Below are 22,199 nucleotides of genomic sequence, written 5' to 3'. Positions count from 1 at the left end.
CGAGATTAATCGTCGGGCGCGTTAAACGCAACGGCTGGTTGCGTGGGCGATGGCCGGTTACTCTCTGTGTTCAGTTCAGGGAGAGGTGACCCGATGTCGTTGATCACAACCATCGAAGACTTACGAAAGCTGGCGCAAAAACGTGTACCCCGGATGTTCTACGACTACGCCGATTCCGGCTCCTGGACTGAGAGCACCTACCGCGCCAATGAAAGCGATTTTGCGCGCATCAAGTTCCGTCAGCGCGTGGCACGCAATATTGATGAGCGTTCGATCCGCGCCAGCATGATTGGCCAGGACATGGCCATGCCCGTGGCCCTGGCACCTACCGGCCTGGCAGGTATGCAACATGCCGATGGCGAGATCCTGACCGCACGAGCCGCTGCGGCGTTCGGCCTGCGCTACACCTTGTCGACCATGAGTATTTGCTCGCTGGAAGACATTGCCGAGCATGTCGGCCAGCCATTCTGGTTCCAGCTTTATGTGATGCGCGACCGTGGGTTTATCGAGCAACTGATCGAACGCGCCAAGGCTGCCGGGGTGGATGCGCTGGTGCTGACGCTGGATTTGCAGATCCTGGGGCAACGCCACAAGGACTTGATCAACGGCTTGTCGGCACCGCCCAAACTGACCCTGCCCAATATCCTCAACATGATGACCAAACCGCGCTGGGTCATGGGTATGCTCGGCACCCAGCGGCGTGGCTTCGGCAATATCGTCGGGCATGTGAAGGGCGTGGCCGACATGAGTTCGCTGTCGTCCTGGACTGCCCAGCAATTTGACCCGCGCCTGAGTTGGGACGATGTGGAGTGGATCAAGCGGTGCTGGGGCGGCAAGTTGATCATCAAGGGCATCCTTGACGTGGAGGATGCGCGCCTGGCGGCCGACTCCGGCGCGGATGCGTTGGTGGTGAGCAACCACGGTGGTCGGCAACTCGATGGCGCGCCGTCGAGTATCAGCCAGTTGCCCGCCATTGTTGAGGCCGTAGGCAACCGTATTGAAGTGTGGCTCGACGGTGGTATTCGTTCCGGCCAGGACGTGCTCAAGGCCATGGCGCTGGGCGCCAGGGGCACCATGATCGGTCGCCCGCACTTGTATGGCCTGGGGGCGATGGGTGAGGCGGGCGTGACAAAGGCGCTCGATATCATCGCCCGTGAGTTGGACGTGTCGATGGCGCTGTGTGGCTATAACGATATACGCGATGTGAACCGCGAAATTTTGCTGCCTGGCACCTTTCCTGAAAGTGCTGCCTGAGCAAAAAAACGTAAAAATATAAAAAGAGTTGTCCACGAAAACCGTGGGTATCTCTGTGGATAACTTTGCGAAGGCCCGGCTGCGTTGGCGATTTGCGTGAAGATCATTATTTGATCAACTTGTGTTTCGAGCCAGTATGGGCAGGGTTTGCGCTTGACAGCCAAACGCGAACCCAGTGTCGAAAAGTGTATTTATGACGCGTTGTCGCGCCCTGTGGAGTGTGTCACTACCCGGGCGGGTATCTGCGTGCGCATCAGGTTTTCCAGCGTCTTGCCATAGTTGCGACCGGCCAGGCTCATGCTGTTGTTATGGCTGGCAACGGGCACCCATAACAATTGCTTGGGGTTGCTGGGCGGCTTCAAATAATTGCTGGCTGAAGCGCGTGGTTACGTGCGGTAGCTACAAAGTTGTGTAGATATTTATGCGGTGATGACCAGGCAGTTGATCGCCGACTGACGGTTGTTGTCAGAAATTTCCTACAGGAGTACAAATGTACTCCATGACCAACCTGACTCCCCGCCGTACCGCCATCCTGACCTTCATTCGCGAGCGCATCGCGCACCAAGGCCAGCCCCCCAGCCTCGCCGAGATCGCCGAGGCGTTCGGCTTCGCCTCGCGCAGCGTCGCCCGCAAGCATGTGGTGGCCTTGACCGAAGCCGGTTTCATGGAGGTCAACCCCAACCAGGCCCGTGGCATTCGTTTGCTCAATCAACCCGCGCGTCCCGAGTGGCTGGATGTCCCGGTACTTGGCCGCGTGGCGGCTGGCCGGCCCATCGGTGCCGATGCGGACGTGCACAGCCACTTGCAACTGGATCCGGCCACTTTCGCCAAGACCCCTGACTACCTGCTGCGAGTACAGGGCGATTCGATGATCGAAGATGGCATTCTCGACGGCGACCTGGTGGGCGTACGTCGCAGTGCCGAAGCCTTGAACGGGCAGATTGTGGTGGCGCGTCTGGATGGTGAGGTCACCATCAAGCGTTTTGAGCGCAACGGCGAGCGGGTGCGTTTATTGCCGCGCAACCCGGCATATCAACCCATTGTGGTCGGCCCCGACCAGGACCTGGCCATCGAAGGGGTGTTCTGTGGCCTGGTGAGGCAAGGCTGATGGGCGCCGTGGTTGCCCTGGACTCGCTGTTCAATGGCGGGCGAGTCTGGAAGGGCCGGCCCGCCGCACGACCGGCCAGCGTGCACCCCACGGGGCTGGCGGCGCTGGATGCGGTGCTGCCCACTGGCGGCTGGCCAGAAGCGGCCTTGAGTGAAATCCTCATGGCCAAGGACGGGGTGGGCGAATTGCAACTGGTGCTGCCAACCCTGGCACGCTTGTCGGCCCTGGGTGAGCGCATTGTGCTGGTGGCGCCGCCCTATACGCCGTATCCCCATGCCTGGCAGAACGCCGGGGTAGATGTGCGTCAGCTTTCCATTATCCAGGCCCAGGAGCGCGATGCGCTGTGGGCGGTGGAACAATGCCTGCGCTCCGGCAGTTGCGGTGCGGTGTTGTGCTGGCCGCGCAAGGCCGATGATCGGGCCTTGCGGCGCTTGCAGGTGGCGGCGGAAACCGGACAGACCCTGGCATTTGCCTGGCGCTCCTTGAATGAGGCGGTCAATGCCTCGCCCGCGGCCTTGCGCCTGGCGGTCGAGGCAAAGCCTGCACAAGTGCGCGTGCTCAAGTGCCGGGGCGGGTTGGCCCATCCGGCACCGATTGCCCTGGCGGGGCATTGAGGTTGCCATGCGTTGGGTCTGTATCGTATTCCCGCAATTGGCGCTGGACGGGGCGCAGCGTGTGCATCCCGAACCTGACCAGCCTCTGGCACTGCTGGCCGGCACGCCGCAGCGGCGTGTGCTGCAAACCGTCAACGCCGCCGCCCGCGCCCTGGGCTTGCGCCCTGGTCAATCGTTGACGGCAGCCCATGCCCTGGCCAAGGGCTTTGCCTGTGTGGAATACGACCCTCTGGAAATCGAGCGCTTGCAGCAGTTGCTTGCCGCCTGGGCCTACCGTTTCAGTTCCCAGGTCAGCCTGTATTACCCGCGCGCCTTGTTGTTCGAGATCGAATCGAGCCTGGGCCTGTTCGGGCCCTGGTCGCAGTTCGAGGCGCGCTTGCGCAAGGAGTTGACCGACCTTGGCTTTCGTCACCGCATCGTCGCAGCGCCCAATCCGGCGGCGGCGCGGGTGTTGGCAAACCTTTACGATGGCCTGGCCGTGGCCGATGACAACGCCTTGATGCAGGCCCTGGCGCCACTGCCTGTCGACCGCGCCGGTCTTGACCCGCAGGCCGCCACCGCCTTGTCACGCATGGGCCTGCGCACCCTGGCCCAGGTGCAGGCATTGCCGCGGCATACCCTGGCGCGACGTTTTGACGCCAGCCTGCTCAAGCACCTCGACGCCTTGAGCGGGCAACGCCCCTTGGCCCTGGCGTTCTATCAGCCGCCGGACCAGTTCGAGGCGCGCATCGAGTTGAACTTCGATGTGCAATCCCACCAGGCCTTGCTGTTTCCATTGCGGCGCTTGACCGGCGACTTGTCGGCCTTCCTTTGCGGGCGCGACAGTGGCGTGCAGCGCTTTGACCTGCACCTGGAACATGCCCAGGCGCCCGACAGCGTGATCAAGGTGGGCTTGCTCAGTGCCGAGCGTGAGCCTTTGATGCTGTTCGAGCTGGCCCGTGGCCGCCTGGAACAGGTCCAGGTCACCTCGCCGGTGCGCGGTTTGCGCCTGGTGGCCGAGGACTTGCCGGTGTTCGTGCCCCAGCGCCAGGACCTGTTCGACGACCGTCCGCAGCAAACCCTGCCGTGGGAACAATTGCGCGAACGCTTGCGTGCGCGCCTGGGGGATGAGGCAGTGCAGGGCCTGCGCTTTCACGCTGACCATCGTCCCGAATGCGCCTGGCAAGCCGCGACCGACAGCCGTCCATGCCCGAGCTTGAGCAAGGTGCGGCGCCCCGGCTGGTTGCTGTCCGAACCGACGCTGCTGGCCGAGCAGGGCGTGCACATTCTGATGGGCCCGGAGCGCATCGAATCCGGCTGGTGGGATGGCGCCGATATCCGCCGCGACTATTACCTGATCCAGACCCGCGCCGGCCAGCAAGGCTGGGCCTACCGCAATGTGGGGTGCAGCGATGGACTGTGGCTGCAAGGCTGGTTTGCATGAGCTCGGTAGGAGCGAGTAGCGCATGAGTTACGCCGAACTGCATTGCCTGTCCAACTTCAGCTTCCAGCGCGGTGCCTCCAGTGCACTGGAGCTGTTCCAGCGGGCCAAACACCAGGGCTACAGCGCCCTGGCAATCACTGATGAATGCACCTTGTCGGGCATCGTACGGGCCTGGCAAGCAGCGAAAGCGGTGGATTTGCCGCTGATTATCGGCAGTGAAGTGCGCATCGAAAACGGCCCCAAACTGGTGCTGCTGGTGCAAGACCTCAACGGCTACCAGCATCTGTGCCGTCTGATCACCCTGGCCCGTCGCCGTGCTGAAAAAGGCCGTTACCGCCTGCTGCAGGAAGACTTCGAGCAACCATTGCCCGGCCTGTTGGCGCTGTGGGTGGCGCAGGACCATGACACCCAGGCCTCGATCCAATGGCTGTGCCGCACTTTCAACGGGCGCCTGTGGCTGGCAGTGCAGCTGCATTGCGGCCAGGACGATGGGCGCCACCTGGAGCAGCGTCTGAACCTGGCCGCCCGGTTGCAGATCCCGGCGGTGGCTTGCGGCGATGTGCACATGCATGCTCGTGGCCGCCGTGCCCTGCAAGACACCATGACCGCCATCCGCCATCACGTCGCGGTGGCCGACGCCGGTACCTTGTTGCATCCCAATGGCGAGCGGCACTTGCGCAGCCTCGATGCCCTGACCGCGCTGTACCCGCAAGCGCTGCTTGACGAAACCCTGGCGATTGCGCGGCGTTGTACCTTCGACCTCAGCCAGTTGCGCTATCACTACCCACGCGAACTGGTGCCGACAGGTCATGACGCCGCCTCCTGGTTGCGTGCGGTGACCGAAGAAGGCATTGCCCGGCGCTGGCCCGAGGGCGTCGATGCCAAGACCTTGCAGCAGATCGACAAGGAGCTGCTGCTGATCAGCGAGTTGGGCTACGAAAGTTATTTCCTCACGGTGCACGACATCGTGCGCTTCGCCCGCAGCCGCTCGATCCTGTGTCAGGGTCGTGGCTCGGCGGCCAATTCGGCGGTGTGTTTTGCCTTGGGTATCACCGAAATCAACCCGAGCTTGAGCGACTTGCTGTTCGAGCGCTTCCTTTCCAAAGAGCGCAATGAACCGCCGGACATCGACGTAGACTTCGAGCACGAGCGCCGCGAAGAAGTGCTGCAATACGTATTTCAGCGCTACGGCCGCAATCGTGCAGCGTTGACGGCGGTGGTCAGCAGCTACCACGCCGCCGGCGCAGTGCGCGATGTAGCCAAGGCCCTCGGGCTGCCACCAGACCAGATCAACGCGTTGGCCGACTGCTGCGGGCGCTGGAGTGATGACGCGCCACCTCTTGAACGCCTGCGTGAAAGCGGTTTCGATCCGGACAGCCCACTGCTGCGCCGCGTGTTGACGCTCACCCGGCAACTGATCGGCTTTCCCCGGCACCTGTCCCAGCACCCCGGCGGTTTCGTGATTTCCGAATACCCGCTGGACACCCTGGTGCCAGTGGAAAATGCGGCCATGGCCGAGCGCACCATCATCCAGTGGGACAAGGATGACCTCGACGCCGTCGGCCTGCTCAAGGTGGATATCCTCGCCCTCGGTATGCTCAGCGCAATCCGCCGCTGTTTCGATTTACTGCGTCGGCATCGCAACCTGGATTTGAGCCTGGCAGGCATCCCAAAGGAGGATCCGGCGACCTACGCCATGATCAGCAAGGCTGACACCATCGGCGTGTTCCAGATCGAATCGCGGGCGCAGATGTCGATGTTGCCCAGGCTCAAGCCGCAAACGTTCTATGACCTGGTGATCGAAGTCGCCATCGTGCGCCCTGGGCCGATTCAGGGCGGCATGGTGCATCCGTATTTGCGCCGCAGAAACAAAGAGGAAGCAGAAACCTATCCTTCACCCGAATTGGAGGCCGTGCTTAAACGCACCCTGGGTATCCCTTTGTTCCAGGAACAAGTGATGCAGATCGCGATGGTCGCCGCCGACTACAGCCCTGGCGAGGCCGACCAGTTGCGCCGCTCCATGGCCGCCTGGAAACGTCACGGCGGCCTGGAGCCGCACCAGAAGCGCCTGCGCGACGGTATGCTCGGCAACGGCTACACCGAAGCCTTTGCCGCGCAGATTTTCGAGCAGATCAAAGGCTTTGGCAGCTATGGTTTCCCCGAGTCCCACGCGGCCAGTTTTGCCCTGTTGACCTACGCCAGTTGCTGGCTCAAATGCCATGAACCGGCGGCCTTTGCCTGCGCCCTGATCAATAGCTGGCCCATGGGTTTCTACAGCCCGGACCAGATTCTGCAGGACGCCCGGCGCCATCGCTTGCAGATTCGCCCGGTGGATGTGCAGGCCAGTGACTGGGATTGCAGCCTGGAGCCCATCGATGGCCAGCAACCGGCGATTCGTATGGGCTTGCGCATGATCTCGGGGTTTCGCGAGGACGACGGGCGGCGTATCGAAGCCGCACGCCACCGGCAACCGTTCAGCGACATCGCCGACCTGGACGCACGCGCCGGCCTGGATGCCCGGGCCCAGGCGCTGCTGGCGGATGCCGGTGCGTTGCGCGCCCTGGCCGGCAACCGACACCAGGCGCGTTGGGACGTGGCCGGTGTGCACAAGCAGCTCGGCTTGTTTGCCGGCCAGCCAGGTCAGGATGAAACCGTGGTGGCATTACCCGTGCCCAGCGTAGGCGAGGACCTGCAAGCCGATTACGCCACGCTGGGCACCACCCTTGGGCCGCACCCCTTGGCCTTGTTGCGCGCCGAGCTGCGCAAGCGACGCTGCCGCAGTTCCCAAGAGTTGCTGGCGGTGGAGCATGGGCGCAATGTGAGCATCGCCGGGTTGGTGACCGGTCGCCAGCGCCCTGGTACGGCCAGTGGCGTGACCTTTGTCACCCTCGAAGATGAATTCGGCAACCTCAATGTAGTGGTCTGGCGCGACCTGGCCGAGCGCCAGCGCAGGGCGCTGGTGGGGTCGCGCCTGCTCAAGGTGGATGGGCGCTGGGAGGCGGTGGGCGAGGTGCGGCATTTGATCGCAGGGCGCCTGACCGATTTGACGCCGCTGTTGGATGGCATGGTGGTGCGCAGCCGGGATTTTCATTGAGTTCAGTGGTTTCTGCATTCCAGCGTACACAAGATGAAACCATCCACCGTCGGCGCGCTCCAAAACTTGCGATCGTCCTCTCCTGCGCACAGAGCCCAATGATGCAATTTTTATCCAACCCCCACGGCTGTGAAGGCTGGGCCGGCGAAATGGCTCAGCGGATACGCACCTTTGACTGGTCAACTACCGACCTTGGCCCTTTGGATCAGTGGTCCACAAGCCTGGCTTGCACCGTGCAAATGATGCTGGCCTCACCCGTGCCGATGGTGATGCTGTGGGGGCAGGCGGGGTACATGATCTACAACGACAGCTATTCGGCATTTGCCGGCGGGCGCCATCCTTACCTGTTGGGCACGCCGGTGGAACTGGGCTGGCCGGAAGTGGCCGAGTTCAATCGGCATGTGGTGGATACGTGCCTGGCGGGCGGTACCTTGTCGTTCAATAACAAGGAACTGGTGTTGTCGCGTCACGGCCGACCGGAAAGCGTGTGGCTGGATCTCTACTACAGCCCGGTGGCGGGTGACAACCAGCAGCCGGCCGGCGTGCTGGCGATTGTGGTGGAAACCACCGAGTTGGTGAAGTCCGAGCGGGTACGCCAGGAGCTTACCCATAATCTGGAGCAACGCGTGGCCGCCGAGGTGCAGGCGCGCTCTGCCGCCGAAGACCAGTTGCGCCAGTCACAAAAGCTGGAAGCGATTGGCGGCCTGACCGGGGGCGTGGCCCATGACTTCAATAACCTGCTGCAAGTGATCGCCGGCAATCTGCATTTGCTTGCCCGGCATGAGCCGGACAATTGCCAGGTGCAACGTCGCGTGACCGCGGCCATCGCGGCAGTCGAGCGTGGGGCCAAGTTGTCATCGCAATTGCTGGCGTTTGCCCGTCGCCAACCGTTATCACCCGCGGTGTACAACCCGCAGCGCATTTATGCCGGCCTGGGCGAGTTGCTGCAACGGGCGCTGGGGGAAACCATCCATATCGACGTGCAATTGCCCCAGGACTCCTGGTGCATCAATGTCGACCGTAACCAGCTGGAAAACGCCTTGCTCAACCTGGCTATCAACGCCCGGGATGCCATGCAGGGCGAAGGGGTGATTCGGATCACCGGGGAAAACGTCATCCTCAACCCTGACGATTGCATCGGCAAAAGCATCAAGCCTGGCGAGTATGTGCGCCTGGCGGTGGCCGACACCGGTGTGGGCATGTCCCAGGCCACCCTCAAGCGCGCCTTCGAACCCTTCTTTACCACCAAACGCGAAGGCCACGGCACCGGTCTGGGGCTGAGCATGGTGTTTGGTTTTGTGCGCCAAAGCGGCGGGCATGTGGATATGTGGAGCGAGGAGGGCAAGGGCTCACTGGTGCAGATGTACTTCCCCCACAGCCTGGAGCCCGAGTGCCTCGACGACTACAGTGACGTGGACCCGCAAGGTGGCGGCCAGGAAACCATCCTGGTGGTCGAGGACAACGAAGGCGTGCGCCTGACGGTGGTCGAGTTGCTGCAGCAGTCGGGTTATACCGTATTGACCGCCGAAGATGGCGACCGCGCGATGCAGGTGTTGCAGCGCGGCGCAGCGCCGGACCTGATCTTCACCGACGTGGTGATGCCAGGCCGGGTCAAGAGCACTGACCTGGCCACTTGGGCGCGTACGCAGAACCCGCCGGTGGCGGTGCTGTTCACCTCCGGCCACACCCGCGACATCCTGTCCTCCAATCATTTGCTCGGCGCCGACATCCACTTGCTGAGCAAACCCTACAGCCCCGAGGCCCTGACTCAACGCGTGCGCAGGGTGCTCAGTGCAAGACAAGGTTGCCCATGACATCACAGCGCAACATCCCTGCGGTTACCGCCCAGCAACCGGGCTTTGTCAGGGTGCGTGGCGCCCGTGAACATAATCTGCGTAACGTCGATGTGGATATTCCACGCGATGCCCTGGTGGTGTTTACCGGGGTATCCGGCTCCGGCAAATCGTCCCTGGCGTTTTCCACCGTGTATGCCGAGGCGCAGCGTCGCTATTTCGAATCGGTGGCGCCCTATGCGCGACGCTTGATCGACCAGGTGGGCGTGCCGGATGTGGACAGCATCGAGGGCTTGCCGCCGGCGGTGGCCCTGCAACAGCAACGTGGCACGCCGAGTGCGCGCTCTTCGGTGGGCAGCGTCACCACGCTGTCGAGCTTGATCCGTATGCTGTATTCACGCGCCGGCAGCTACCCGCCGGGGCAGGCCATGCTGTATGCCGAGGACTTTTCCCCGAACCTGCCCCAGGGCGCGTGCCCGCAATGCCATGGCTTGGGCCGCGTGTATGAAGTGACCGAAGCGCTGATGGTGCCCGATCCGTCCTTGACCATCCGCCAGCGTGCGGTGGCGTCCTGGCCGCTGGCCTGGCAGGGCCAGAACCTGCGCGACATCCTTGTGACCCTGGGCTATGACGTCGACATCCCCTGGCGTGACCTGCCGAAAAAACAGCGCGACTGGATCCTGTTCACCGAAGAAACCCCCACCGTGCCGGTATACGCCGGCTTTACCCCGCAGCAGACCCGCGATGCGTTGAAACGCAAGCTCGAACCCAGCTACCAGGGCACTTTCAGCGGCGCACGGCGCTACATCCTGCACACCTTCGCCCATACCCAAAGCGCACTCATGAAAAAGCGTGTGTCGCAGTTCATGCAAGGCAGTGCCTGCCCGTTATGCCACGGCAAGCGCCTGACCCAGGCGGCACTGTCGGTGAAGTTTGCCGGGGTGGATATCGGAGAGTTGTCACAACTGTCCCTGGCGCAATTGGCCCAATTGCTGCGGCCGGTGGCGGCGGGGCAGGACAAGATGAAATTGTCGGTGGAAAAGCGTCTGGCAGCCCAACGCATCGCCCAGGACTTGCTCGAACGGGTGAACACCCTGATCGAGTTGGGGCTGGGCTATCTGTCGCTGGAACGCAGCACGCCGACCTTGTCCTCCGGAGAGTTGCAGCGTTTGCGCCTGGCGACCCAGCTGGGCTCGCAGTTGTTTGGCGTCATCTATGTGCTGGACGAGCCCTCGGCGGGCCTGCATCCGGCGGACGGCGAAGCGTTGTTCAGTGCGCTTGAGCGCTTGAAGGCCGCGGGCAATTCATTGTTTGTAGTGGAGCACGACCTGGAAACCATGCGCCGCGCCGACTGGTTGATCGACGTGGGCCCGGCAGCCGGTGAGCATGGCGGGCAGGTGCTGTACAGCGGGCCGCCTGCGGGGTTGGAGGCTATCGAGGCGTCGCAGACCCGTGAATACCTGTTTGCTCCACAGCGCCCGGCCAACGTGGCGCGGCGCGAGCCCACTGCCTGGCTGAAGCTCGAAGGCGTGACGCGCAATAACCTGGATGACCTGAAGGTGGACTTCCCGCTGGGCTGCTTTACCGCGGTAACCGGTATTTCCGGCTCGGGCAAATCCAGCCTGGTCAGCCAGGCGTTGCTGGAACTGGTGGCCACGGGCCTTGGGCGCGTGCTGGAAAATGACGACGAGCCAAGCCTGGAAGACGCCGCACCGCAAGCCAGTGGCGGGCGCATCAGTGCCGGGCTGGAACACATTCGCCGCCTGGTGCAGGTGGACCAGAAACCTATCGGCCGCACGCCGCGCTCTAACCTGGCGACCTACACCGGGCTGTTCGACAACGTGCGCAAGCTGTTCGCCGCTACGCCGGCGGCCAAGAAACGCGCTTACGACGCCGGGCAGTTTTCGTTCAATGTCGCCAAGGGCCGGTGCCCGAACTGCGAGGGTGAAGGCTTTGTCAGCGTTGAGCTGCTGTTTATGCCCAGCGTGTACGCGCCGTGCCCCACTTGCCACGGTGCGCGTTACAACCCCGAGACCTTGGCGATCAAATGGCAGGGTTTGAACATCGCCCAGGTACTGGGCTTGACGGTCGAGCAGGCAGTGGAAGTCTTTGCCGAACAGCCTGGCGTACTGCGCTCGTTGCAGGTGCTGCGCGATATCGGCCTGGGCTATCTGCGCCTTGGCCAGCCGGCCACCGAACTGTCCGGCGGTGAAGCCCAGCGCATCAAGCTCGCCAGCGAACTGCAACGCAACGCCCGCGGCGCTACGTTGTATGTGCTCGACGAGCCGACCACCGGCTTGCACCCCAAGGATGTCGACCGCTTGCTCAGCCAGTTGAATCAACTGGTCGATGCGGGGCATACCGTGGTTGTGGTCGAGCATGAGATGCGCGTCGTGGCCCAGAGTGACTGGGTGATTGACATCGGGCCGGGGGCAGGGGACCTGGGCGGGAAGGTGGTGGCGTGTGGTACGCCGCACAAGGTTGCCAAAAGCAAGCACAGCCGAACCGCGCCTTATCTAACCCAGGCGCTGACCTAGCAGTTGTTGATGACCAAATGTGGGAGGGAGCAAGCCCCCTCCCACATTAAGCCAAGCGCTAGTCAGTGAGATTATGCTGGATCTGCTCCTTGGCCAGCTTCACCACATTCTCCACGGTAAACCCGAACTTCTCCTGCAACTTGGCCAATGGCGCCGACGCGCCAAAGCTGTTCATCACCACCTTGGCACCGGTTTGCCCGACATAGCGATCCCAACCCAGGGGCCCCGCCTGTTCCACCACCACCCGCGCTTTTATCGCAGGCGGCAAGACGCTGTCGCGGTAGGCTTGATCCTGGTCTTCAAACAACTCCCAACTCGGCATCGATACCACTTGCGCGGCCACGCCTTCGCCCGTGAGTTGCTCGTAAGCGGCCACCGCCAGGCTGACCTCACTGCCTGTCGCGATCAGAATGACTTCAGGCTTATCCGCAGCGGCCAATACATAGGCACCTTTGGCCGCACCGGAGGCGCACGCATACTGGGTGCGATCCAGGGTTGGCAGCGCCTGGCGCGACAGCACCACGCAGCTTGGCCGATGGGTTTGCGCCAGGGCCACCTTCCACAACTCCAGGGTTTCATTGGCGTCGCCCGGGCGCAGAGTCAGCAGCCCTGGCGTGGCGCGCAGTTGGGTCAGGTGTTCGATCGGTTGGTGCGTCGGCCCGTCTTCACCCACGCCGATGGAGTCATGGGTAAACACGAAAATCACCGGCAATTCCATGATCGCCGCCAGGCGGATCGGTGGTTTCATATAGTCGCTGAACACCAGGAAGGTCGAGGTGTACGGGCGCAGGTAGGACAGTGCCATGCCATTGGCAATTGCGCCCATGGCGTGCTCGCGGATGCCGAAGTGCAGGTTTCGCCCGCTGTAGTCATCGGCGCTGAAGCGCCCGGCGCCGTCGAACGTCAGGTTGGTTTTGGTCGACGGCGACAGATCCGCCGAGCCGCCCAGCAACCAGGGGATCTGTTGGGCGAAGGCATTCAATACCTCGCCGCCGGAGGCCCGGCTGGCGACGCCCTTGGCATCGGCGGCGAAGCTGGGCAGGTGCGCCTGCCATTGCTCGGGCATTTCGCCGGCGCGCATCCGGTGCAGTTCATCGGCCCGTTGCGGGTCGAGGGATGCCAGGGTCTGGTTCCATTCGGCGAACAGCGGTTCGGCGCGTTCGTAGAGGGCATCGCGCAGTACCGTGCGGGCTTCGTCGGGCACCAGGAAGTTCGAATCCTGCGGCCAGCCATAGGCAGCCTTGGTCAGGCGAATCTCGTCTTCGCCCAGAGGCTCGCCGTGGGCGGCGGCGGTGTTGTGCTTGTGCGGCGAGCCATAGCCGATCACGCTGTCGACCACGATCAGGGTCGGCGCGCCGGTATTGGCCTTGAAGGTTTCCAGCGCCACGCTCAACGCCTGCAAGTCATTGGCGTCGGTGACGTGCTGGGTGTGCCAGCCGTAGGCCTGGAAGCGCTTGATCACGTCTTCGCTGAAGGCCAGTTCAGTGTGGCCCTCGATGCTGATGGTGTTGTTGTCGTAGATCCAGCACAGGTTATCCAGCTTCAAGTGGCCGGCCATCGAGGCCGCCTCGCTGCTGATGCCTTCCATCATGTCGCCGTCACCGCACAGGGTGTAGACGTCGTAGTCGAACAGCACCTGGCCGTCGCGGTTGAAGCGTTCGGCCAGCCAACGCTGGGCCATGGCCATGCCCACGCTGTTGGCGCAGCCCTGGCCGAGCGGGCCGGTGGTGGTTTCCACGCCGGTGGTCATGCGGTATTCGGGGTGGCCTGGGGTCTTGGAACCCATCTGCCGGAACTGCTTGATATCGTCGAGGCTGATGGCCGGCTGGCCGGAGCGCTGGCCGTGGGCGTCAATCTCCACCACACCGGCCAGATGCAACAGCGAATACAGCAGCATCGACGCATGCCCCACTGACAACACAAAACGGTCACGGTTAGGCCAATCGGGATGTTCGGGGTGATAACGCAGGAAGCGACTCCACAACGTATAACCCACCGGCGCCAGGCCCATGGGCGTGCCCGGATGCCCCGAATTGGCCTTCTGTACAGCGTCCATGGCCAGGGTGCGAAGCGTGTTGATGCATTGAGTGTCGGCAGCAGTGGCAGCGTGATTCATGAAACCTGTCTCCCTCGGGTGGCGATCTACAGTGGAGGGCAGGGCACGGCAAAGGTTTGATCCCATCGCATGCTGCACGACGAACGGGACTGTATTGACCTCAAACATGACAAGACCCATTGGAATGGGCTAGCTTCAAGGGCGTAGACCATTGATCAATTTGTGGAGGTACGCCATGCCAGTGAAACACGACCTGTATGAGGACTTGGGTGTCAGCAAGGAAGACGTTCACAAGCGCAGGGCGGACGACAAACGGCTGGATTCGCTGCTCACTCAATATGACGATGCCGACGCGAATGTGCTGGAGGCGGAAAAAGCCAGTGCCAGCGATGAGAAAGTGGAAAACCTGAAGAAGAAACGGCTGCTGATCAAGGACGAAATCGCCGGGCGATTAGGCTAGGCGCAAAACGGCAATATTTGTTCAGATTTGTATGCGGGACATCGCAGGACTGTGTCTTTATGATGCGCCCCGTCCACCCGGCTCTGGGGACTGTTGCGGCGCAAGGATTGTGCCGCTGAGCCGGGGAGGACACCCTATTTCAGGCCAGCAGTGTGCCCAGGCATTCATCAATGGAGCGCTGCTGCGTCTCGCCGTAAAGCTGCAACTCATCAATCGTCTTGCGCCCCAGCGCCTGTTCGAATTGCGCCTGGTTGGCGTTGGCCGCGTAATGACTCTGCGCCGCATCCCCCAGGTTTGACTGGAAAATCCCCGCCGCACTGACCGGCAGAAAATCCTCATACACCAATGGCTCCACCGCCACGTGATCGGCGTTGACCAGCGCTTGCAACGTTCGCGGCTGCTCGGGCTGGCCGCGTGCCGCCAGGCCCTTTGCGGTAACGAAGTAACGAAAGTACGCCAGGCCCTGCTCGCGCATCTGTGCGGGGGTATCCGGGAACGCCGTAAAGTGCCGTTCCATCAATTGCACATAACGTTCGGCGTTGGCCTCATTGGGGGACGCGCCGAGTTCATCGCGGGCGGCGTTCAGCAGTTGGTCGTACAGGGCGCGGCCTTTAGGCGTGAGCGCTACACCGCGTTGTTCGATTTCGCCAAAGCGTGCGCTGTGGCTGCCGTGGGCGTCGGTGAACGCGATCGGTTCGTCGAGCGCCTTGAAGCTGGTCTGGCGCAGCAGGATCGGGCAATGGCGCCGGGGTGGGCCTTCGATCACGGCTTTGGGCGTAATGCCTTTGCCGGGCATGGCGGCCTGTACCTGGTCGATGTCCAGGGTGCGTGGCGTGAGATGGTTGATATGCGGGCCCCTGAAGGCGACCACGTCGGCGATCAGGCGGTGCTGGTTGCTCAGTTGCTCGTATTGCGCGCCTGTCACGGTGGCGGTGTTATGCCAGCGGAACGTCTCCAGCGCCTCGTCGATGAAAGCCTGGGCGTCGCGGGCATTCAAGCCGCCCTGTGTTTCGGCCTGTTCGATCAGCGCCAGGGCGCCGGGGGTGAAGATCGAGCGCTTGGCCAGGGCACTTTCGGCGAAGGTGCGCAGCTCCAGGTTTTCGATCAGCTCCAGGCGCAGCAGCGAAGTGAACACCCGGAACGGGCTGGTTTGCAGCGCGTGCTCATGCACGGCGCGAAAGGCCGTGGAATGCACCGGCACACCGGCGGGGGTGAGGTCGTAGTAGCCCACCGGTTGCATGCCCATGACCGCGAACAGGCGGCTGATTGTCGCCAGTTCTGCGGCAGTACCCAGGCGGATGGCACCATGGCGCTCCATGTCCAGGCGCTGGATTTCTCCGGTGCGCTGCAACTGCTGCACCAGCTCAGGTTGGCTGTCGAGTACGCGTGCATTGGTTTGGGCCACCAGTTCCAGCAGCGCGCCGTACAGAGGTACTTCATCGCGGTACATGTCGGACATGGCCTTGGAAAAGCCCTTGCGGATCTCATCGGGGCTGACATGTGCAGTGGCGTGCATAGAAAAATTCCTGATGGCTGTGGCGAGCAAAATGACCTTTGCCCGATTTTGTTGAGGCGCAGGCCGGCTTGCAAACGAAGATTCCTCTGGACTTCATTCTGCAAATGAATGAGATGCCATGAACAGGAGCAAACCCAGCCCCAGCGGCTTGTCAACGCCTGGTGCTGTGAGTCTTCATGTGCAACCGGGCACCATTGGGTTCTACACTGCGCCTCACTGTGTAGGTGATGGAGGACTCAATGACGGCCGTACCCGCAAACCGCCTGCTTGACACGATTGAAGGCCAGCGCCTGGCGACGCAAGATGCCGAGCGTTGGCGTGAGTGGGGCCCGTACTTGAGCGAACGCCAGTGGGGCACCGTGCGCGAAGACTACAGCGCCGATGGCGACGCCTGGGCCTACTTCCCCCATGAACAGGCGCGCAGCCGCGCTTATCGCTGGGGCGAGGACGGCCTGGCCGGTTTCAGCGACAAGGCACAACGCTGGTGCCTGGGCCTGGCGCTGTGGAACGAACGGGATGCGATCCTCAAGGAGCGCCTGTTCGGCCTCAATAACGCTGAAGGCAACCACGGTGAAGACGTCAAGGAACTGTACTTTTTCGTCGATGGCGTACCGAGCCATGCCTACATGCGCATGCTCTACAAATACCCCCATGCCGCCTTTCCCTATGCCGACCTGATCGCTGAAAACGCTCGCCGTGGGCTGGGCGATACCGAGTATGAAATCCTTGATACCGGCGTGTTTGAAGACAACCGTTACTGCGACATCAGCGTCGAATACGCCAAGCACCAGCCCGACGATATTTTCATGCGTGTCACCGTGCACAACCGCTCGGAGCAGCCGACACGTCTGCAGGTGCTGCCCCAGTTGTGGGCGCGCAATGACTGGAGCTGGACCTTTGATGCGCCCAAACCCAGGTTGACGCTGGACGGCGACCGCGTGCTCGCCCGTCATCATGAGATGGACGATCGCCAGCTCACCGCCTGGGGCCAGGATGGGTGGCAATGGTTGTTCTGCGAAAACGAGAGCAACTTCGCCAAACTGGGCGGGCAGCCGACGTCCGGGCCGTTCAAGGATGGCATCAACGATTACGTGGTGGAGGGTGATCAAGGGGCCATTCGCGGTGACGCGGGCACCAAGGTGGCGGCGCGATTCAGTCTTGAATTAGCGGGCCTGGAAAGCAAAAGCCTCTATCTGCGCTTTGCCCCTCTGGACGCCCCCGAGGTCAACGCACGCAAGTTGTTCGAACAGCGCCGCCGCGAGGCCGATGACTTCTACGCAGCCCTGCAACAGGGTATCGCCGATGACGATGCGCGCAATGTGCAGCGCCAGGCCCTGGCCGGCTTGCTGTGGTCCAAGCAGTTGTACTATTTCGACGTCAACCAGTGGCTCGACGGCGATCCGGCCCAGCCTGCGCCGCCGCCCGAGCGTTTGCATATCCGTAATACCCATTGGCGGCACCTGTCCAACTTCGACATCCTGTCCATGCCCGATACCTGGGAATACCCGTGGTACGCCTCCTGGGACCAAGGCTTCCAGGCGGTGGCCATGGCGCTGATCGATCCCGGCTACGCCAAGCAACAGCTGCTGTTGCTGGTTAAAGACCGTTTCATGCACCCCAACGGCCAATTGCCCGCCTACGAATGGCGCTTCGACGATGCCAACCCGCCAGTGCATGCCTGGGCCAGCTGGCGCGTGTATCAGCAAGACAAGGCGCTGACCGGCGTGGGCGATATGGACTTTCTGGAGCGGATCTTCCACAAGCTGCTGCTGAATTTTTCCTGGTGGGTCAACCGCAAGGACGCTGAAGGCCGCAACCTGTTCCAGGGTGGTTTTCTGGGCCTGGACAATATCGCCTTGTTCGACCGCTCGGCCACGCTGCCGCCGGGTTACCAGTTGGACCAGGCCGATGGCACTGCCTGGGTCGCGGCCTATGCCCTGGATCTGATGCGCATCGGGCTGGAGCTGGCCAAGCGCAACGCCGTGTACGTGGACATTGCGGTAAAGTTTTTCGAGCACTTCCTGTATATCGCCGGCGCCATCAACCGCGTCGATGACAGTGCCGAAGGCTTGTGGGATGAGCAGGACCTGTTCTTCTACGACGTACTGCACCGTCCCGACGGCCAGAGCGAACCGGTGCGTTTGCGGTCCATCGTCGGCCTGATGCCGCTGTTCGCTGTGCTGGTGCTGGAACAGCGCGAACATGAAGGCTTGAAAGGCCTGCGCGAGCGTCTGCTGGGGTTTATGCATCACCGGCCCGACCTGGCCAAACTGGTCTCGCGCTGGAACGAACCGGGGCAGGGCAATCGCCTGTTGTTGGCGTTGCTGCGTGGCGAGCGTACCAAGGATTTGCTGCGCCGCATGTTGGATGACCAGGAGTTCTTGTCGACCTTCGGTGTGCGCGCCTTGTCCAAGACCTTTGCAGAGCAACCCCTGGCGCTGAAGATGAATGGCGACACCCTGTGCGCCAGTTACCAGCCCGGCGAATCCGACTCTCGCCTGTACGGCGGCAACTCCAATTGGCGCGGGCCGCTGTGGATGCCGGTGAACTACATGTTGATCGAATCGCTGCGCGAATTTCACCGTTACTACGCGGATAACTTCTCAGTGGAATACCCCACAGGCAGCGGCTATCTGGCGTCGCTGGAAGACGTGGCCGACAGCCTCAGCCAGCGCCTGACCGGATTATTCCTGCGCGATGAAAATGGCCTGCGGCCATCCATGGCAGGGTATGCGCAGCTGGAGGCGGACCCGGCCAGCCGCGATCTGGTGTTGTTTCATGAATACTTTCATGGCGAGACAGGGCGAGGGTTGGGGGCGTCGCACCAAACGGGGTGGAGCGCCCTGGTCGCCTTGCTGCTGCAGCCAAAGGTCTAGCACCCATGGCGTGCATAGGCATCGGTAGCTACACCCCTTTGGCGCCGCGTGCGCTCGATCTCTTCAAGCAAGCCATCTATGCCCGCCAGGCGTGCGCGGTTGTCATGTTCCCAGGGGTGAAACCCCGGTTTGAAATAATGCAGCCACGGCCTGAGCATCCGCGGGAACACGCCCTTGGGGCCGTACAAGTATTTGACCATGCGCCACAGCCCCTTCAGCGTGCCGCCCGAGCTGCGGTCGGCAATCAGCAGCCGCACGTGGAAGTCCAGCACCACTAGCCAGAACATGACGGTGGTGGTCAGCATGGTGCCGGTGCGCAGCAGGTAGCGTGCGGGGCCGGGTTTGATTACCTGGTTCCATACATCGAAGGCTACGGCTTTATGTTCGGTTTCTTCCAAGGCGTGCCAATACCACATCTGCTGGTAACCCTTGAGTGAATCACCAAAGCGCGAGGGGTCGCTCAACAGGATTTCCGCCAGCATCGCAGTGTAGTGCTCAAGAGCGATGGTCACCGCCAGGTTGAACGACGGCGGCAGGTGTTTCTTCTGCAAGTCGAGGAAGAACTTCAGGCGTCGGTCGAGGGTGTGCGCCGGCAAGCCCGCCGCTTGCAGCAGGTCGTTATAGGCCACATGTTCGCGGCTGTGCATGGCCTCCTGGCCTATGAAACCCTGGATTTCCTTTTTCAGTTCGGGATCGTCGATCTGCCCGCGGTAGTGGCGCACGCTGTCCATGAAAAACAGCTCGCCCTGGGGAAACAGCAACGACAGGGCGTTGAAGAAGTGGCTGATCACCGGCCCTTGTTCATGCCAGTCTTTGATGCGCTCGGCAGGCAAGGCAAAACGGATATCGCGACGGATCGGCAACATGCTGCGTCCTCCTGTTCAGAGATGGGACTGGTCGTTGGTTTCAAAGACCTGTGTGCGCGGCTTGGGCGCCATGCGTTTGCTGGCAAACACCACCAGTGCCTGATAGGCCGAAGGCAGGCAACGGGCGAGCAGGTCGAGAAAATAGGCGTCGCGGCCGATCAGCACACGGCGCTTGTTTTTGCGTACACCTAGCAGGATCACTTTGGCGGCCTGGTCGGCGTCGGTAATGAACAGCTTTTCGAAATCGGCGCGGGCCTGTTGTTCGCTGTGGATGAGGAAACCGGTCATGTTCGCGTCGATACGGCTGCTGCGGCAGATATCAGTACGAATACCACCGGGGTGCACACAGGTGGCCGATACGCCGCAGCGTTGCAGGTCGAGTTCCTGGCGCAGAGCCTCGGTGAACCCGCGCACAGCAAACTTGGTGGCGTTGTAACCGCTCATGCCGGGTTGGGCGAACAGGCCGAACACGCTGGAAGTATTGACTATGTGGCCTTCGCCGCTGGCCTTGAGATACGGCAGGAACGCCTTGGTGCCATGCACCACGCCCCAGAAGTTGATGCCGACGATCCATTCCAGGTCGGCGTAGTCCACGCCTTCGACGGTACTCGACAGCGCCACCCCGGCATTGTTGAACACCAGGTTGACCTGGCCATGTTCCGCGGCACAGCGTGCAGCCCAATCCTGCATGGCTTGGCGGTCAGAGACGTCCAGCACCTGCGTGGTAACGGTCACGGGCGACAAGGTCGATGTGCGGATCAGCTCCAGGGTCTGTTCCAACCCCTGGTTGTTCTTGTCGGCCAAGGCCAGGTGGCAGCCTTCGCGTGCCAAGGCTAAAGCCAATGCGCGGCCCATGCCGGAGGCTGCACCGGTGATCGCCGCAACGCGGCCATTGAATGACTTCATGACAGGCTGCCTTCTGTTGCGGAGTGAGGGGCTGGTACGGGACGTGGCAGAGCGGGCGCCGGCAACGGGCTGGCGACGTAGTCCTTGAGCGCAAAGTGACGGGTGAGCTGTTTGAAACGCCAGGTAGAACCGGGCCACAGCGTGGTGTTCTTGCCGGTGCGTGGGTCCAGGTACCAGCTCTGGCAGCCGCCGGTGTTCCAGATGGTGCGCTTGAGCTTGTCCTGCAACTGGTGGTTGTAGGCGTGCTCTACGGCGGGTTTGACCTCGACCGTGGCAATGCGCTGGCGCCGCATATGTTTCAAGGCATCGAGGATGTAGGTGACCTGAGCTTCGATCATCAGGATCATCGAGTTATGCCCCAGGCCGGTGTTGGGTCCGACGATCAGAAACAGGTTGGGATAGCCCGGCACGGTGGTGCCTTTGAAGGCATGGGCGCCGTCGCTCCAGGCGTCCATCAGGTCGATGCCGTCGCGGCCGATGATGCAGTCTCGCGGCAAGGGGTCGCTGGCCTGGAAGCCGGTGCCGAAGATCAGGCAGTCAGCGGGATGCTTGATCCCGTCGGCGGTGATCACACCGTCAGCTTCGATGCGCAGCACCCTGTCGGTGACCACCTCGACATTACTGCGCGACAGCGCCGGGTAGTAGTCATTGGAGATCAGCACGCGCTTGCAGCCGATGGTGTAGTCCGGCGTCAGCGTCTTGCGCAGGGAAGGGCGGGCCACTTGTTTGCGCAGATGCCGCAGGGCGATTTTCTGCACCATCTTCATCAGGCGTGGGTGCAAGGCAAAACCCACCACCCGGCCTTCCAGTGCCCAATAAAACGCGCCGCGCACCAGCTTTTGGGTGAACGGCAGGTGTTTGAACAGCCAGCGTTCAAGCGTTGAAATCGGCCGGTCCGGTTTGGGCATGATCCAGGGCGGCGTGCGCTGGAACAGGTCCAGGTGCGCCACTTGTGGCGCGATCTGCGGCACGAACTGGATGGCACTGGCGCCGGTGCCGATCACGGCCACGCGCTTGCCTTTCAACGAGTAGTCATGGTCCCACTGCTGGGAGTGAAAACGCTTGCCGTTGAAGCTGTCCAGCCCCGGGATATCCGGCAGCGCCGGGCGAGACAGCCCGCCCATGGCCGAGACCAGCACCCGTGCGCTGACTTGGCGGCCATTGCTGAAGCTCAGGTGCCAGCGCTGCTGTTGCTCATCAAACACCGCACGTTGCAGGGCCATGCCAAAACGCAGATAGGGCGCCAGCTCAAAACGTGTGGCGCAGTGTTCCAGATAGGCGCGGATCTCAGGTTGTGTCGCGAACTGTCGCGACCAGTCCGGGTTGGGCGCGAAGGAAAATGAATACACATGGGACTGCACGTCACAGGCGCAACCCGGGTAGTGGTTATCGCGCCAGGTACCGCCGAGGGTCTCGGCCTGTTCGGCGATGAAGAAGTCGGTGAGCCCGGCCTCCTTGAGCTTGATCGCCATACACAGGCCAGCGAACCCCGAGCCAATGATGGCAATGTCAATTGAATCACTGTGGGCAGTCATGGGCGTGCCTCATAGATAGAAAGCGGGTGGGCATCGGATGTGCTCCTCTTTTTGTTTTGTCTTTTAGATAGAACACCATTGCAAAGGAAAATTGAATTAATTATTTTAAAAAAGATTTTAAATAATCTACCTGAAAATTTCGCCTACGCTAGGACCTTGTT

The 22,199-nt window shown here is 62.1% G+C and carries 14 protein-coding genes and 1 pseudogene; 9 read left to right on the top strand and 6 right to left on the bottom strand.

Going from position 1 to position 22,199, the window contains the following annotated elements; genetic code table 11:
- The first annotated feature begins 93 nt into the window (after nt 1–93).
- A complete protein-coding gene (locus E3O56_RS06875) occupies nt 94–1,254 on the top strand; it encodes an alpha-hydroxy acid oxidase (RefSeq protein WP_032880790.1) in 1,161 nt (386 codons plus the stop codon).
- Between the two features lie 191 nt (nt 1,255–1,445).
- Here the strand turns inward: E3O56_RS06875 and E3O56_RS06870 are convergent.
- Nucleotides 1,446–1,635 (bottom strand): annotated as a pseudogene (locus tag E3O56_RS06870) (alpha/beta hydrolase); the annotation flags it as partial.
- A 109-nt stretch (nt 1,636–1,744) separates the two neighbouring features.
- Between E3O56_RS06870 and lexA the strand changes: the two are divergent.
- The 6 genes from lexA (at nt 1,745) to uvrA (ending at nt 11,823) form a co-directional block, all read left to right on the top strand.
- A complete protein-coding gene (lexA, locus tag E3O56_RS06865; protein WP_248128026.1) occupies nt 1,745–2,362 on the top strand; it encodes a transcriptional repressor LexA in 618 nt (205 codons plus the stop codon).
- The gene (gene imuA, locus E3O56_RS06860; protein ID WP_248128025.1) at nt 2,362–2,976 is read left to right on the top strand and encodes a translesion DNA synthesis-associated protein ImuA; all 615 of its coding nucleotides are present in this window, start codon (nt 2,362–2,364) and stop codon (nt 2,974–2,976) included. Before lexA ends, imuA begins: the two co-directional genes overlap by 1 nt.
- A 7-nt stretch (nt 2,977–2,983) precedes the next feature.
- Entirely contained in the window at nt 2,984–4,399 is a 1,416-nt protein-coding gene (locus tag E3O56_RS06855) for a DNA polymerase Y family protein (RefSeq protein ID WP_248128024.1), read from the top strand.
- 22 nt (nt 4,400–4,421) lie between these two features.
- Nucleotides 4,422–7,493: an error-prone DNA polymerase gene (locus E3O56_RS06850; RefSeq protein WP_248128023.1), complete on the top strand. Its 3,072-nt coding sequence runs from the start codon at nt 4,422–4,424 to the stop codon at nt 7,491–7,493.
- A gap of 101 nt (nt 7,494–7,594) precedes the next feature.
- Nucleotides 7,595–9,307, top strand: a complete 1,713-nt coding sequence (locus E3O56_RS06845) for an ATP-binding protein (protein WP_103734968.1) — start codon at nt 7,595–7,597, stop codon at nt 9,305–9,307.
- Nucleotides 9,304–11,823, top strand: a complete 2,520-nt coding sequence (gene uvrA / locus E3O56_RS06840) for an excinuclease ABC subunit UvrA (protein WP_248128022.1) — start codon at nt 9,304–9,306, stop codon at nt 11,821–11,823. Before E3O56_RS06845 ends, uvrA begins: the two co-directional genes overlap by 4 nt.
- Before the next feature lie 58 nt (nt 11,824–11,881).
- Here the strand turns inward: uvrA and tkt are convergent, their stop codons facing one another.
- Nucleotides 11,882–13,939, bottom strand: a complete 2,058-nt coding sequence (gene tkt / locus E3O56_RS06835; protein ID WP_248128021.1) for a transketolase — start codon at nt 13,937–13,939, stop codon at nt 11,882–11,884.
- A gap of 175 nt (nt 13,940–14,114) precedes the next feature.
- On the opposite strand from tkt, the gene E3O56_RS06830 reads away from it, so the two are divergent.
- Nucleotides 14,115–14,339, top strand: coding sequence for a DUF465 domain-containing protein (locus E3O56_RS06830; protein WP_032880801.1), 225 nt, complete (start codon nt 14,115–14,117; stop codon nt 14,337–14,339).
- Between the two features lie 139 nt (nt 14,340–14,478).
- On the opposite strand, the gene E3O56_RS06825 is transcribed toward E3O56_RS06830, so the two are convergent.
- Nucleotides 14,479–15,855: a VOC family protein gene (locus E3O56_RS06825; protein ID WP_248128020.1), complete on the bottom strand. Its 1,377-nt coding sequence runs from the start codon at nt 15,853–15,855 to the stop codon at nt 14,479–14,481.
- Nucleotides 15,856–16,094: 239 nt separating this feature from the next.
- On the opposite strand from E3O56_RS06825, the gene E3O56_RS06820 reads away from it, so the two are divergent.
- Nucleotides 16,095–18,731 carry a glucosidase gene (locus E3O56_RS06820; protein WP_103734972.1) on the top strand — a complete coding sequence of 879 codons (2,637 nt, stop codon included), beginning with the start codon at nt 16,095–16,097 and terminating at the stop codon, nt 18,729–18,731.
- On the opposite strand, the gene E3O56_RS06815 is transcribed toward E3O56_RS06820, so the two are convergent.
- Genes E3O56_RS06815 through E3O56_RS06805 form a run of 3 tightly spaced genes read right to left on the bottom strand, consistent with a single transcriptional unit; the run spans nt 18,728 to nt 22,038 of the window.
- Nucleotides 18,728–19,597: a metal-dependent hydrolase gene (locus E3O56_RS06815; RefSeq protein ID WP_248128019.1), complete on the bottom strand. Its 870-nt coding sequence runs from the start codon at nt 19,595–19,597 to the stop codon at nt 18,728–18,730. The genes E3O56_RS06820 and E3O56_RS06815 overlap by 4 nt on opposite strands.
- Before the next feature lie 15 nt (nt 19,598–19,612).
- Nucleotides 19,613–20,503, bottom strand: a complete 891-nt coding sequence (locus E3O56_RS06810) for an SDR family NAD(P)-dependent oxidoreductase (RefSeq protein WP_248128018.1) — start codon at nt 20,501–20,503, stop codon at nt 19,613–19,615.
- Nucleotides 20,500–22,038, bottom strand: coding sequence for an NAD(P)/FAD-dependent oxidoreductase (locus E3O56_RS06805; RefSeq protein ID WP_248128017.1), 1,539 nt, complete (start codon nt 22,036–22,038; stop codon nt 20,500–20,502). Before E3O56_RS06805 ends, E3O56_RS06810 begins: the two co-directional genes overlap by 4 nt.
- Nucleotides 22,039–22,199 lie beyond the last annotated feature (161 nt).

Source organism: Pseudomonas sp. W2Aug9 (assembly GCF_023127755.1).
GTDB lineage: Bacteria > Pseudomonadota > Gammaproteobacteria > Pseudomonadales > Pseudomonadaceae > Aquipseudomonas > Aquipseudomonas synxantha_A.
This window is presented reverse-complemented; position numbering and strand designations above follow the sequence as displayed.